This is a genomic window from Methanoculleus sp. SDB, assembly GCA_001412355.1.
GTDB lineage: Archaea > Halobacteriota > Methanomicrobia > Methanomicrobiales > Methanomicrobiaceae > LKUD01.
The window spans coordinates 29360-42854 of sequence record LKUD01000049.1 but is presented as its reverse complement, the minus strand read 5'-3'; the positions used below and the strand labels follow the sequence as shown (position 1 = coordinate 42854).

General features: G+C 56.7%; 13 protein-coding genes. 6 read left to right on the top strand and 7 right to left on the bottom strand.

Going from position 1 to position 13495, the window contains the following annotated elements; translation table 11 throughout:
* Positions 1–17 precede the first annotated feature (17 nt).
* Positions 18–713 carry a glucose-6-phosphate isomerase gene (locus APR53_10545; protein ID KQC04476.1) on the bottom strand — a complete coding sequence of 232 codons (696 nt, stop codon included), beginning with the start codon at positions 711–713 and terminating at the stop codon, positions 18–20.
* Positions 713–1999 carry an S-layer protein gene (locus tag APR53_10540; GenBank protein ID KQC04475.1) on the bottom strand — a complete coding sequence of 429 codons (1287 nt, stop codon included), beginning with the start codon at positions 1997–1999 and terminating at the stop codon, positions 713–715. Before APR53_10540 ends, APR53_10545 begins: the two co-directional genes overlap by 1 nt.
* A 64-nt stretch (positions 2000–2063) precedes the next feature.
* Here APR53_10540 and APR53_10535 point away from each other — a divergent pair, with 64 nt between their 5' ends.
* Positions 2064–2843, top strand: a complete 780-nt coding sequence (locus tag APR53_10535) for a hypothetical protein (protein KQC04474.1) — start codon at positions 2064–2066, stop codon at positions 2841–2843.
* Here APR53_10535 and APR53_10530 read toward each other — a convergent pair.
* Positions 2837–3583 carry a hypothetical protein gene (locus tag APR53_10530; protein KQC04473.1) on the bottom strand — a complete coding sequence of 249 codons (747 nt, stop codon included), beginning with the start codon at positions 3581–3583 and terminating at the stop codon, positions 2837–2839. The two genes, APR53_10535 and APR53_10530, sit on opposite strands and share 7 nt — an antisense overlap.
* Positions 3584–3645: 62 nt before the next feature.
* Between APR53_10530 and APR53_10525 the strand changes: the two genes are divergently transcribed.
* The 4 genes from APR53_10525 (at position 3646) to APR53_10510 (ending at position 8433) form a co-directional block, all read left to right on the top strand.
* On the top strand, positions 3646–4578 hold the full coding sequence (locus APR53_10525; protein KQC04472.1) for a hypothetical protein: 933 nt from the start codon (positions 3646–3648) through the stop codon (positions 4576–4578).
* Between the two features lie 9 nt (positions 4579–4587).
* The gene (locus tag APR53_10520; protein ID KQC04471.1) at positions 4588–5919 is read left to right on the top strand and encodes a hypothetical protein; all 1332 of its coding nucleotides are present in this window, start codon (positions 4588–4590) and stop codon (positions 5917–5919) included.
* Positions 5920–5999: 80 nt separating this feature from the next.
* The gene (locus tag APR53_10515; GenBank protein KQC04470.1) at positions 6000–7199 is read left to right on the top strand and encodes a multidrug ABC transporter substrate-binding protein; all 1200 of its coding nucleotides are present in this window, start codon (positions 6000–6002) and stop codon (positions 7197–7199) included.
* On the top strand, positions 7192–8433 hold the full coding sequence (locus APR53_10510; protein ID KQC04469.1) for a multidrug ABC transporter substrate-binding protein: 1242 nt from the start codon (positions 7192–7194) through the stop codon (positions 8431–8433). The genes APR53_10515 and APR53_10510 overlap by 8 nt, the downstream gene beginning before the upstream one ends.
* A gap of 16 nt (positions 8434–8449) precedes the next feature.
* Here APR53_10510 and APR53_10505 read toward each other — a convergent pair whose 3' ends face one another.
* Positions 8450–9562 carry a hypothetical protein gene (locus tag APR53_10505; GenBank protein KQC04468.1) on the bottom strand — a complete coding sequence of 371 codons (1113 nt, stop codon included), beginning with the start codon at positions 9560–9562 and terminating at the stop codon, positions 8450–8452.
* Complete coding sequence (locus APR53_10500) at positions 9523–9927, bottom strand: pyridoxamine 5-phosphate oxidase (GenBank protein KQC04467.1); 405 nt, start codon at positions 9925–9927, stop codon at positions 9523–9525. Before APR53_10500 ends, APR53_10505 begins: the two co-directional genes overlap by 40 nt.
* Before the next feature lie 246 nt (positions 9928–10173).
* Between APR53_10500 and APR53_10495 the strand changes: the two genes are divergently transcribed.
* Complete coding sequence (locus APR53_10495; protein ID KQC04466.1) at positions 10174–12486, top strand: hypothetical protein; 2313 nt, start codon at positions 10174–10176, stop codon at positions 12484–12486.
* A 67-nt stretch (positions 12487–12553) separates the two neighbouring features.
* Here the strand turns inward: APR53_10495 and APR53_10490 are convergent, their stop codons facing one another.
* Positions 12554–12817 carry a hypothetical protein gene (locus tag APR53_10490; protein KQC04465.1) on the bottom strand — a complete coding sequence of 88 codons (264 nt, stop codon included), beginning with the start codon at positions 12815–12817 and terminating at the stop codon, positions 12554–12556.
* A 132-nt stretch (positions 12818–12949) separates the two neighbouring features.
* The gene (locus APR53_10485) at positions 12950–13333 is read right to left on the bottom strand and encodes a rubredoxin (GenBank protein KQC04464.1); all 384 of its coding nucleotides are present in this window, start codon (positions 13331–13333) and stop codon (positions 12950–12952) included.
* Between the last annotated feature and the right edge of the window lie 162 nt (positions 13334–13495).

The following is a 13495-nucleotide window of genomic DNA, read 5'->3' as shown; positions in this document are numbered from 1 at the left end:
AAAAACAGGGTGAGGAATCAGATAACGGAAAAATCCGGAAAGCCGCGTGCAGGGTGGTTGAGGCAGGCGAGAATATCGTCACGCCCGATGAGCCCGTAAATCCCGCCGTCGCAAAGAGAGAGAGATGCAGCCGGGGGTGCGGTGCGGAACCGGAGAGGGGGCAGGCCCGAATACGCAGGATTTTTCTTCCAGCCGCTCTGCATGTAATAATATGCGGCGCCCCGTTTTGTTTCGTACGGGCCGTAATCGCTTAAAAATCGAGTGGAAACGATATTTGCCATCACAAAATTCTCATCCGCGGGATTGATGGTGACATGGCCGTACCCCGGCGGCACAAGGATGATATCGCCTTTCTTTGCTTCAACCGCGACGATATCCGCAAGGTTCCGTGTCTGGAGCAGATAGATACCCCGTCCGCCGAGAACTTCATAGAGTTCGGGATACTCTGTTCCGTCGGGGCTCACCGGGTGGTAGTGCCCTTTTGTCTTCACGTATTCGCCACAGATGACGGCGGGCGGGATGACGGTGATGTCAAACCGCAGATCGTGGCGGATAAGCCAGTCCCTGTCTTCGTCCGTCCGGGCGCATGCACGGTACATGAGATAGAGGGAAGAGCGGGTGTCCCGGCATCCCGGGTCTGCGAGCACCCCGCGGATCTCGTCCATGGTCCGTACCTTCGGTTCCGGCAGCGGACCATTCCAGTATGCGTCCATCACTTCTTATGTCGCAGCGACACGACATAATACCCCGCGCCGATGAGACCGACGACGATAATGGCGATCACGACCGGATTCGAGAGGGCCGTCATTGCGCCGCTCTGCGGAACGACGTTCACCACGACCTTCATCGTCTCCGAAATCTGGCTGTTGTCGAGCGCATCCCGGTACCGGATCTCAGAGTCGAGCCCGTAGGATTTTATTGTCGCTGCGGCATCGGTGGTCACGACGAAACGTGCCTTCACCGTTTCGCCGGGAGCGATGTCGCCGAGAAACGCGGTATCGTCATTGCTCGAGAATGGATCAACGGCGCTGATGCGTGCCTGTGCGTTATAGACGGGGGCAGCGCCGCTATTCCGGTAAACAACTTCAATAACGGCCTTTTCCCCGGGCGAGATCTCAGAGGGCGCGGATATGACCTCGAAGTCGATCTTTCCCCCCACCGGGATACCGATGGTTTTCGTATCCGACGTCATCGCATCACCCGCAGCATCTTCGTATTCCATGTAGACGTTGAGCGGATAGAACTCCTCCTCCGCATCGCTCGACACCGCGATCTTGAAGGTGGACTCCGTTGCCGCACTCGATGCAAAATCGCCGATATATACGCTGCTGTCCGTCGGTACAAGGGGGGAATTTCCGTTTCGGGCAATTTTCACAACTGCATGGCGGGCATTTTCAAAGCCGGTATTCATTATCGTGAGCGTGAGGTAGCCTTCGGTTCCCACATTCAGGTACCGTGTCCGGACATCCGTGATATCAAGGGAAACCTCGGACGTCACACGGATGTTTAGGGGTATCTCCACCGTCTTCGAAAGGTACCGGTAGGTTATGGTGTCGGAACCGAACTGGTCCGCGCTCGAGAGGTACGTGTAGTCGATCACCAGAGGGACCGAATAGACACCCGGTGCCGCATCCGCATCGAATTTAACGGTAAACGATACCGTGGTGCTGCTTCCCCCGGTAATGTCGCCCACCATCTGCCGGTCGGTCTTGATGGTAATCGGTGCAGTGCCCTGCTTCATCGTGACGGCAGCAAGTTTCGCCGTATTGGGCTGATCCTCGCTCTCGATGATGGTCGACTGTGCAATCTTCACAAGATTGAGTCCCTGGTTTTCCAGTTTTACCGTGAGCGCGACTTCGGAACCGGGTGAAAATTCGTTCGTGCCCGATATCGACGCAATAAGGTCAGGAGACCCATAGAGATATTTATCTCCGGCCATTGCCGGGACGACGAGCATCCCGGCAACAAGTGCCAGAACAAGATAATGACGGATTTGCATACGATGACCCTTGTTGTTTTTGTTATAACAACATTTATTTCCACGCCGTATATAATGGTATGTGATGGTTGAATCCCCGGAAACTCTTGCGGGTACTATCGAATCACTGAAATCGCTCGGCCTGACAAAATATGAAGCGCTCGTCTATATTGCACTCCTGCAGGCAGAAGGGGCGAGTGCATCGGAGATACACGAGATATCCACCGTTCCGCGTGCATCCGTCTATCCCGTTCTCGATCGCCTCGTCCAGAAGAACCTGGTCACGGTCTCTCATACGACACCACGCAGGTTCAACGCGGCGCCTCCCGGGGAAGGAATCGATCGCATGCTCCGGTACATTGAAGGGGATGCGGAACGGGCGCGCACGGCGCTGATGGAGATCTACCAGAACCGCATATGTCCGGAACGAGGCAGCCAGGAACTTATCTGGACCATCAACGGAGAAGAAACCATAGAGAGCCGTCTCGCGGACCTCATCGCAGGCACGGAACGTTCTCTGGATATCGTGAGCAGCAGTACCTTTCTCGGGCGTATTTTACCCGTTATTCTTTCGAGAATACCCGGAGATGCCGCAATCAGGATTATCACCGACCGGTGGGAGGGAGAGACGCCCGGAAGCGTGGAACTATTTCTGCTCCCCCCGGGCTTTCCTACCCATACCCCTCACCGGAATTTTCCGGAAACCGCGGGTGTTTTTATTATTGACCAGAAGAGCGCCCTTGTAATGATGGGTGGTGAAGACGCAACACCGACGGCGCTCTACTCAGAATCACCGGGTTTCGTGCACTTTTTTACGCGATACTGGGAGTTCATCGCAAACATTTGCCAGAAAGCCCGTCAGTAGTCGGTGATATATCCCATTTCCCCGATGTCGATAAGCCCCTTGAGCGCCATCGTTTGCGCCCGTTTGCCTGTTTCGCGGAATGCAGCAATGGGATTGGTGCCGCCCACCATGGCAATCCCGAAGTATTCCGGGGTGACGGGCACACCGAGAAGAGCGGCATTCGGAACCCCGACATCCAGAACACCGGTGAATCCGCAATCCAGAAGACCGTCGAGGATATCGCCCACGAGTGCTTCGGTCTCCATGTGGCACTCGCGGAGATTGGCGAGAATCGAGCCGTTTCCGCGGTTCATGACTCCCTGCACCGATGTCATTTCCTGGGATATCAGGACCTGGAGCGGATCAATGGTTGTACTTTCATACCTGATGATCGTCGTGAACCGCCGCGGTATCCGATCCTGAATCTCAACAATCCCTCCCCCGACCGGATTGAGCGGGACACCCTTCCGGAGCAGGAGCGCATCGAGCGTGATGCTGCACATGGTCAGGATGCCGGCCATATTCCCGGGAACCGACATGTCCCCCACTGTTTCACCGGGTTGCACGACCCGAAGCCTCTGGCTCACGCACAACCCGGCCCGGCACGCGTCCTTGAGCATACGAAGAAAATCATCCAGATCGCTGTGGTTTATCAGGGATACGTTGTAAATGATGGAACCCTCATCGTCCTCCGGCCGGTACGTTACATTCAGGGCATACTCTTCGATGCGATGATTCACGAATTTCAGAGGGCTGTGCATTAGTACACCTCATGCATCGCAATAGAAAAATTGTTCTATACGCTTGCTCACAACGTATGTGAATGATTCGGGGACGGGCGCGGGAGGCGGTCTGGCAAATTCTTGAGACGGCATCGTTCGATGTCGAAGAAGGGGACGGGCTCATCGACCTCTCAGCTATCAGGGATAATGAGTGCGTGGTCGTACTCTGTTCGGACGACAACGAGGAGATCGCCGCGTTTGATGAAACCCGGTACCAGTTCAGGGCCGGAGATGAGAAAATCGAGTGCATTAAACTGCTCGTCTCCTTCAACGAGCAGGCCGGCACTAAAAATCTCGTCAGGTGGGGCGAAGAGGAGATTTCCGAATATGCGGGGATGGCTGCGGTCGCCGGAATACTCGGGCTGGAGCTCGGGATTGATTTCGGCCGCAGAACGGAGCCGAAGGACGTGCAGCCTGCACCCCCGGGCGTTGCCTCCGGCCCGGAGATCCCCCATCTCCCGGTGAAGGTCACCGGAGAGTATGCCGTGCGGATTTCCGGGGAGCACGGGAAGGCAACCTGCCGCTTCATTCCGCACTGGTTTTACTCGTGGAAGAGCTTCGGGGAGAAGTCATTCCGGGACCGGACGATCAGCTTTGACGCCGGAGAGTCCGGTGCCATCAGTGCAATCAACGGCCTCCCCTCCGATATCGACATCGCAGATATTGTCGAGGAGAGCATCGATGCCGAGGCGGATATCCTGACACCGACCATCCAGCGAAAGGAGGCGGAAGAGCAGATTCTTGAGCAGGTGATCGAATCTCTCACGAAAAACGTGCGCATAAAACAGGAGAGCGGTGACACCATCTCGCTCGAGAATAAGATTATCCGCCCGGACAGGAACAACATCACGATCGATCTCCGCCTGGTCTATGTTCCGGTCTGGCAGATCCGGGGAAAGAAGATTGTCGAGATCAATGCCTTCAACGGCGATATCCTGTGCGAACCGATGGACGATGGCGTGGAAATCATCTGAGCGCGCACCATGATGGTTGTTGTCGGAGGGGGGCCTGCGGGGCGCATCGCGGCGATGCGGCTCGCAGAAGAGGGACAGGAGGTGTGCCTCGTCGACAGCGGAGGCCTCGGCGGACAGTGCCTCCATTTCGGCTGCATGGTGGTCTGTGCGCTCAACGACGTGGCCCGCCACCGCAGGCAGGCGGAAACCCTCGCAGGGCTCGGCATTGTCGATACCGTCCCGGGGGTTTCATTCGGGACGCTTCTGAAGGAAATGGCCTCCATTCAGGCGACGATTCACGGGATTCTCCGGGAAGAGACGAAGCAGGCAGGCGTGACGGTGCTCGCGGAGCGTGAGGCGCGTGTGGACGGGCGGACCGTGACCGCCGGCCGTGAAACGTTCAGACCGGAAGCGGTCCTTGTTGCAACCGGTTCGGCCCCGTATGTTCCGGAGATCGAGGGAATCGGGCTTCCGGGCATTTACACCCCGCACACACTCCATACGATGCCGGACCTGCCGGAAACGGTTGCAATCCTCGGCGGAGGGGTGATGGCAGCCGAGTTTGCATATATATTCGGCGGACTCGGGAGCAGGGTCGAGATGATCTGCAGAAGCGGTTTTTTACCGAATATCGACCCGAAACTCCGCGAAACCGCCCGAAAAGACATAGCTTTCGCGACAATACGGGAGAATACCGCCGTCGATGAATTCAGGGGGACGGGGAAGGTACAGACGGCAGAGCTCCGCTCCGGTGACGGCCGTGAAGAGATCGATGTGGACGCGGTCTTTGTCGCGGCGGGTCTCGTTCCCCGGACGGAGGCGGTATCGGGGCTGGAGAAGGGGCCTCTCGGTGAGATCCGGGTCGATGCCTCCATGCGAACAAGCGTCTCCGGTGTCTGGGCAGCAGGGGATGTGACGGGGCCGCCCTACCTGACGCCGGTTGCACGGCGTGAAGGGCTCGTTGCAGCCGAATCGATGCTCGGCCGGGAGCGGACGATTGACCGTGCCTGGATCCCGCAGTCCATGAGCCTCGGGTACGATTATGCGTTCTCCTCGATGCCCGCGGAGCCGGACGTATCGATTTCCATTCCCGCTCCTGCGGGGCCCGGAACTTTCTGGTCGGTGCCCGCACGGCATACGGGAATGGCGAAGATCCGTTTCCAGCCCGACGGGGGAGGCATCACCGGCATATACGCAGCGGCGCCGGGGGCATCGCTTTCCGCCACCTACCTTGCATTCCTGATGAGGCAGGGGGCCACCATCCATGATTTCCGCGATCTGCTCGAAGTGCATCCCTCCACCGACGGCATCTACTGGCTTCTCCAGCACAGCGCCGACTGGGTCCGGCGGCACCGCCCTTAGGCTTCGGGCCGCACGGGGAAGGCTTTATCTGCCATTCTGACGCCCCTACACTATAGTTATCGCCGGGATGAGGTACCACCATGATCTTTCTGCAGTTCGCGCTGAGGAACCTGCAACGGCACTGGATCCGGTCGCTCCTCTCCATCATCGGAATCATCATCGGTGTAATCGCCATTGCGTCCCTCGCAATCCTCGGCAACAGCATCAACCTCCTTGTCGCCAACGTCATCACGGACGTGGGCGACACGCTCGTGATCAGCCCCCACACCGCTGCTTCGGAGACGTTCGTGGGGGATCCGCGGCAGGCGGTGGACGCTACGATCGGTGCGAATCAGGTGAATGAAATCCGGCGGGCTGCCGGATCACACCGGGTGATACCGGTGCTTATGGGTGCCGAGGTCATCCGGTTCGGAGACGAAGGCGGCAACGCCCAGATCATCGGCCTTGCGACCGACGACATCCCCTTCCTCCTCGATCTCGACAGGGGCCAGTATGTGCGCCAGAACCTCCCCGGCTGTCTCATCGGGTCATTCCTTGCCGATGAGTTCGAACTCGAGCCGGGAAACCGTATTCTCATCGGGGACGAGGAGATCCGTGTCGTCGGCATTCTCCGGGAACGCGGCTATGCCGCCGACATCAATCCCGATTATGCGGTCGTCGTGGCAGAGCCATGGTATAGCGACTATTTTGAAACTGCGGACGAGTACTCGATGGTCATCGTCAAAGTCCGGAGCCTCGGCGAGATCGATGCCGTCAAGGATGCAATTGACTACCAGCTCAATCGAAGGGAAGACACGGTCGACATCATCGACTCACGCGATCTCATCAAGACCTACGAAGAGATCTATGACCAGATGACCATGTTCCTTATCGGGATCGGAGCGATCTCCCTCATTGTCGCGGCAGTGAACATCCTCAACGTCATGTATATCTCCGTCACCGAGAGGATCCACGAGATCGGCATCATGCGGAGCATCGGGACGAACCGCAGGGATGTGCTGCAGATGTTTCTCTTCGAGGCGATTGTGCTCGGCGTTATCGGCAGCATAGTCGGCGGGTTTTTCAGTACTATCGGAGGGTATATCATCAGTGCCGTGGCAATCGAAGCCTTTACTGTCGGGACTACATTCGGTGAGAACGCCACGATCTTCGACTCGACGGCCGTGGCGTATGTTTTTTTTGCCATGGGATTCGGGATAGTCATCAGCGCCCTTTCGGGACTGTATCCGGCGTGGAAGGCGGCGCAGCTGAGTCCGATCGAGGCGTTGCGCCATGAATGAAGGATCGCGTCTGCTCCAGGTTATCCAGAGGCTGGAGCTGTTTTTCTCTCTCGCCATACGAAACTTAAGAAGGCACTATGTCCGGTCGTTTCTTGCCACGGTCGGGATAATCATCGGTGTCATGGCAATCGCTTCGCTGGGCATACTCGGCAACAGCATCACCATGCTCTACGCCGGCCTTGTCTCAGATGTCAGCGATACGGTCCTTGTCACGCCACATCTCGCCGTATCTAGCGGGGACCCGTTCGATCCGCGTAATATGCTGCCTTCGTCGATCTCGGACCGGGATGTCAGCAGGATCCGGAAAGTGGCGGGCACAAACCGCGTCATTCCGATGATCCGCACTGCCGCGGAGATTCAGGTCGGCGATAAAAGAGGATTCGCACTGTTGTACGTCCTGAACGCCGGGGACATCCCGTTTCTGGTCGAACTGGAACGTGGCCTGTATCCCCGGGAAACATCGGCGGGATGCCTTGTTGGCCGCCTGCTCGCAGACGAATACGACATTAATGCAGGAAACAGGATAGAGCTCGGAAACCTGACCCTCAGAGTTGTGGGAATTGCCGAAGAACGGGGAATGGCGATCGATATAAATCCCGATTTCGGCATCATCGTAACTCAGGAGTGGTACTCCGGAATCCATGGTGATGAGAACTACAGCCAGGTCGTGGTGAAACTGCGGGACCTCGGGGAACTGGAGAAAGTAAAAAGCGCCATCGACTTCCAGATGAACAGAAAGGAGGACGTCGTCGATATCACCGATTCAAAAGAGATTCTCGAGATATTTTTCCAGACAATGGATGCGATCAACATCATGCTCCTCGGTATCGGCGCCGTATCGCTCTTCGTCGCCAGTGTCAGCATCCTCAACGTGATGATTATTTCCGTCACCGAACGGACACGGGAGATAGGAATTATCCGGAGCATCGGCACACATCGCCGGGAGGTGATGCTCATATTCCTGTTCGAAGCGTTTATCCTCGGTATCGTGGGAAGCATCATCGGGGGCATATTCAGTGCGGGCGTCGGGTACGTCGTCAGCATCTCGGTAACCGAGTCGCTCTTCGGATCCTTCGGCGGTATGGGCACTCAGTCGACAGTGCTTGATGCGACGGCGATCTCCTATATCATCTTCGGCATGATCTTCGGCGCCGTGACGAGCATGATTGCGGGCCTCTACCCGGCATGGAAAGCCGCAGCTCTCAATCCCATCGAAGCGCTCAGGTACGAGTGAAAAAAAAGCAGCCGGATTATGGTTTCCGGCAGAGACGCATTCCGATCAGGGTTGCGGCACAGGCCGTCCAGAAAACCGGAGCGGCCTGCGTGGGGGACGGGGCTTCGGTAGGGGACGGCAGGGGAGTTGTTACGGGTACGGGTGTCACTAGTGCGGGAAGCGGTGTTTCGGTGGGCTCTGCCGTCGTGACAGGGGGAGGCGGCGCGGGTGACGGAGTCTCTGTCGTGGCCACAGTAATACCCACATCGGTACGTTTTCCAACGGAAAACGTAATCCGATTGGAATCGTCTGCATTGTCTGCAAACACCTGCGGAGCGTTCCAGCGGGCCTGAACCGAGTAGGTTCCCGCTTCAAGCCCCGAAAGGGAAATCGCGCCCGGCATACCGGGATCGTCCGAATACACCACCGCCGCCTTCAGAGGAATTCCCGTAAAATCGACCCCCTTCACCCGGGTCGTTTCTGCACCTCCGGGTGTCGTGACAACGATATCAACCGTCGCGTAGTACGTTGAGCCGACCCGGTACGCACTGCCCACATATGGGGAGGTGATCCGGAATGCAATCGGCGTTCCTTCGGGAAGGGAGAGGCCCTCCACCGTTTCCCCATGATAGGGCGACGCGAGAGTAACTCCCAGAATGAGTTCGGGTTTCCATACGATGACGGATTGCGTCGCCCCGTCAGCCGGTGTATAACCATAATAGACAGCGGGGTTGGCATCGATGAGTTCCGAGATGACGTCGAAATCCGTGTCATCGACAATGGGCAATTGCGACAGGAGGGAACGTGCCGGGTCGTCGTCGGCATACCGGCGGAGTTCCGTCAGGGGTGTATTGGACACCGGATCGCGAAGCCCTGTCAGGTTGAGCCCCGTCTCATAGAGAAACATCGTATCTCCCGGCCCGATATCGTTTATACCGGGGCCGCGTGCGCCGGCAGGTGCCGCAATAATCTGCAGTACGCACCACGCAATCACGAGGCTGCAGAAAACGGATGAAATCCGCATTCTTTCGCCTCCTCCCTCCCCGCCATGTCCTGATGAGCCGCCGATCGCCGTCACACGCTGCCACCGCCCCGGGCTGTTACGAAAAATCACAGGATCTTTGCCCCGGCATTCGGCCCGGGGGCGCATTCGAAGACACCGGTAATCTTCATGATGAGAAGGCCCTTCGCCGGCGCTTTTGCCATCTTTGCCCGCACGGTCTGCTGCATCTTCTCAAAGTCGGGGCCGCTCGTCTGGATGGTAATCTCGCCTTTAATCTGGTAGCATCCCTTCGTCTCGGGGCCCCAGACAAAAATCGCAATCTTCGGGTTTTCCCGGACATTTGCAATCGTTTTCAGCATAAAATTGTCGGCAATCCATATTGTTTCGTCATCGACAAGTTCCAGGAATCCGATAGGCACGACGTTGGGCCATCCGTCCTTCGAGGCGGTTGCCACCGGAAATGCCTTGATCGTCGCCATCGCCTTCTTTATATCTTCGGTCAGTGTAACCATCGCAGATATCACCACACGAAGAATACTCCCGGCACCCAATAAAATTACCGCCTGATGAGAACACCGCTTCATCGTCCCGGGCACGCAGGTGCCAGTATTATCGACGCAAACCATAGTATCTCCCCGTTTTATATGAGCAGCCTCTCCCGGCAGCACCGCATCCCTTTTTTCGGGGCGACCGCAACAAACAACACCGACCAGAACATACAATTACTTTACATTCGTTTTCGTATCAGGTGACATGACGTGGCAGAAGGCGCGGGTCTGACGTATTCCAGGAATGATATTGTAACTGAGGCAATTCTCGGCATTGTTATCATTACGCTCGTCATAGCGGAGATCGTTCTCTTTGTCATCTCTGACAATCTCACCATCATCCTCACCCATTTCTTCTATTTTCCGGTCGTCCTCGCCGCATTCCATTACCCGAGAAGGGGCGTCATTATTGCGACGATAATCAGTTTCATCTACCTCGGCGTCTCCTGGTATGTCAGCTCTCCCGGGATGCCGCTCCTGACGGCCACCATGCAGTTCTATGTATTTGTCAGCGTCGGCATTCTGGTTTCATCCCTCTCGGCGACAATGAGGATGAACGAGCTGAAATACCGGAGCGTATTCGATAGTTCCGGGAGCTGCATCTGCCTCATCAATGCGGTGAAGGGCACGCTGATCGAATCCAACAACAAGTGTCAGCCGTTTTTCGATGGCCTCAATGAGAAAAAAGCCGGGTGGTCGCTCTTCGATTACTGGGAGAATGTCGAGGAGCGTGCGACGTTTTTCCGGAGGCTCGCTGAGGAAGGAGCGGTGAGCGACCAGGAGGCAACCATCACCAGATCCGACGGGAACCGGGTCAGCTGCCTTGTCTCGGGCGGTTTGCTCCCGGAAGATACCGTGATTCTCATCCTGACCGACATCACCGTCAGGAAACATGCGGAGGATGCGCTCCGCGAGAGCGAACAGCGGTTTCGCCAGCTCGCCGACCTGCTGCCGCAGGCTGTCTTCGAACTCGACGTAAACAGGAAGATCACATTCGCGAATAAAAGCGGCATCGAAATGTTCGGCTATACTGCCGACGACGTGGCGAAGGGCGCAAACGCCGACCAGATCATTGCTGACCGGGACAGGCAGCGGATGCATGATAATTTCGCACGGCGCATTCGCGGGGATGCGATGCCGGCGGGCATCGAATATACGGCACTCCGGAAGGACGGGAGCACGTTTCCGGCAGTCATGTATGCGTCTCCCATCCGGAAAAACGATGTAACGATCGGATTCCGGGGCATCTTCGTGGACATCTCGGAGCGAAAATCGCTTGAAAACGCGCTGGAATTGAGAAACAGCCAGCTTTCGATTATTAATACAATTATCAGGGCAGCGACGTCATCATGCGAACCTCATGCATTTTTAACCTTCTCACTCGCCCGGATTCTCGAAATGCTGGATTTCGATGCCGGGGCAATCTATCTCATTGATAGCGAAACACATGAAGCGGGCCTGATAACGGTTCAGGGACTCACCGACGAGGAGAAGACCGAGTTTAACCGCTCCCTCCAGAAACTGCAGACCGACATTCAACCCTACAACGCGTACTTCATCCGGTCGCAATCCGTTTTTTCCGAGATAACCGAAACGGATGACGAATTATCATCGGCAAGTTCACTCAGGATATTCGCCCGGAAAATAGGCATGACGGTGTTTGCGGCTATTCCGCTTACAACAGAGGAACGGACGGTCGGGGTGATGTTCATCGCCAGCAGGCATCGTGCACAGTTTTCTGATGAAGAGAAGGCGATGATCGTCAGCCTCGGCCGCGAACTTGCCAGTGCCATCCTCCACAACATACTCAGGAAAGAACTGGAGCAGTCCAATGCGGAAGCAAACCTCTTTCTCGACATCATGGCCCATGACATCAATAATATCAATACGATATCTCTCGGGTATGCGGAAATCCTAGCCGGACTGAAACCGGAAGGTGCCCAGTCGGAGTATATTCACAGGATCCTCTCGAGTGTGCGGCAGAGTGCCAGCATCATCGATAATGTTTCGACGATACGGAAAATACGCGAAACATCAAAGAAACTCCGCCCGGTACCGCTCGATGATATCATCAGAGCGGACATGAAGAACTTTTCAGATGTGCATATCGACTTTACTCCCTCGGGTGCAGTCGTATACGCAAACGAACTCCTCTCGGAGGTGTTCACGAACCTCATCAGCAACAGCAGAAAATTCGGCGGTAATGATGTGAGGATTGCCATCGGCGTTGAAGAGGAGGACGGACGGGTTGTTGTCAGCGTCTCCGACACGGGGCCGGGCATGCCCGACAAATCACGGATCTTCAACCGGTTCGAAACCGGCAACAGCAGCAGGAGCGGCAAGGGGCTCGGCCTGTCGATCTGCAGGATGCTGATCGAGAGTTACGGCGGCCGCATCTGGGTTGAGGACCGGATTCCCGGGCACTCCGACGAGGGATTGACAATCCGGTTTACCCTGAAGAAACAACCGGATAGCGGTGCGGGTTCCGGGGGGGAAAGCGGGGAAAATCCCGGAGAAGGATAGGAACAGGATTCTGCCGGATCGGGACGATGCGGGCTTTCAGCCGGCTGCAGTAAATCCACCCGGAGCATCATCCGTTCTCACGGGCGATCTGCTCGTCTATCCAGCCGGAGACGAGGTCCCTGACCTCCGGCAGCGTCATCGACGCGGTGACGCGTCCCTTTAAAAACACTTCGAGATCGCAGAGAATGGGGTTGATAATCCGCTCCATAATCTCTATCGCCTCCGCTTCCCCACCGTCACCCCCGGGAGAGAGCGCCTGACGCCGTCGCTCCACAAGCAGGAGAAGGTGATCCAGCTCTCCCGTGCCTTCGATAATCGTTTCCAGATTCATCCCCCATGGTGTTGCCGTGCGAGTACCCTCCTTTCTCTGGAAAGATACCGGCTCCATCGGATGAATAGATGCCGGTTTTCCGGGACGGGAACGGTCAGAGAATCAGGCCGTCTCCCGGTCCGGCGCAGGGGATCAGAGCATGAGCGGCTCGAACTGCTCTCGTCCCACCTTTCCGTACTCCCCGGTAATCTTCGGATCGCTGCCACAAACCGGACACGTGTAATCGGCGGGAAGATCTTCAAATGCCGTGCCGGGCGGTATGCCATGGTTCGGTTCACCGCGCTTTTTATCGTAGATATAACCGCATACTTTGCACCGGTACATCGTCGGCTGCCAGGGTTCGAATCCCCATTTGCCAATCGCACCCTTGCCTTTCGCTCCGCAGACAGGGCAGACGTAATCCTCCGGCAGATCTTCAAATGCGGTGCCCGCAGGAATGCCCCGGTGCGGCTCCCCGACAAGGGGCGAATAGACGTATTCGCAGTACCGGCATTTGTAGCGCTGTATCTTTTTCATTCTCATCACTCCTCTGCCGCCACTCCGGGGCGGAGTCCTCGGATAACCCCGGTGCGGTAATCAGGGATGGACAGCAGGATTATATGATGCTTCGTACACTCCCGGCATTCCGGCGAACCCGCCTCCCTATTTTATAGTCTCATTACGGTACCTGTACATACG

Bases quoted from the DNA above. Each gene is read 5' to 3' on its own strand.
- APR53_10545 (KQC04476.1), bottom strand. From the start codon at position 713: ATGGACGCATACTGGAATGGTCCGCTGCCGGAACCGAAGGTACGGACC.
- APR53_10540 (KQC04475.1), bottom strand. From the start codon at position 1,999: ATGCAAATCCGTCATTATCTTGTTCTGGCACTTGTTGCCGGGATGCTC.
- APR53_10535 (KQC04474.1), top strand. From the start codon at position 2,064: ATGGTTGAATCCCCGGAAACTCTTGCGGGTACTATCGAATCACTGAAA.
- APR53_10530 (KQC04473.1), bottom strand. From the start codon at position 3,583: ATGCACAGCCCTCTGAAATTCGTGAATCATCGCATCGAAGAGTATGCC.
- APR53_10525 (KQC04472.1), top strand. From the start codon at position 3,646: ATGATTCGGGGACGGGCGCGGGAGGCGGTCTGGCAAATTCTTGAGACG.
- APR53_10520 (KQC04471.1), top strand. From the start codon at position 4,588: ATGATGGTTGTTGTCGGAGGGGGGCCTGCGGGGCGCATCGCGGCGATG.
- APR53_10515 (KQC04470.1), top strand. From the start codon at position 6,000: ATGATCTTTCTGCAGTTCGCGCTGAGGAACCTGCAACGGCACTGGATC.
- APR53_10510 (KQC04469.1), top strand. From the start codon at position 7,192: ATGAATGAAGGATCGCGTCTGCTCCAGGTTATCCAGAGGCTGGAGCTG.
- APR53_10505 (KQC04468.1), bottom strand. From the start codon at position 9,562: ATGCGCCCCCGGGCCGAATGCCGGGGCAAAGATCCTGTGATTTTTCGT.
- APR53_10500 (KQC04467.1), bottom strand. From the start codon at position 9,927: ATGGTTACACTGACCGAAGATATAAAGAAGGCGATGGCGACGATCAAG.
- APR53_10490 (KQC04465.1), bottom strand. From the start codon at position 12,817: ATGAATCTGGAAACGATTATCGAAGGCACGGGAGAGCTGGATCACCTT.
- APR53_10485 (KQC04464.1), bottom strand. From the start codon at position 13,333: ATGAAAAAGATACAGCGCTACAAATGCCGGTACTGCGAATACGTCTAT.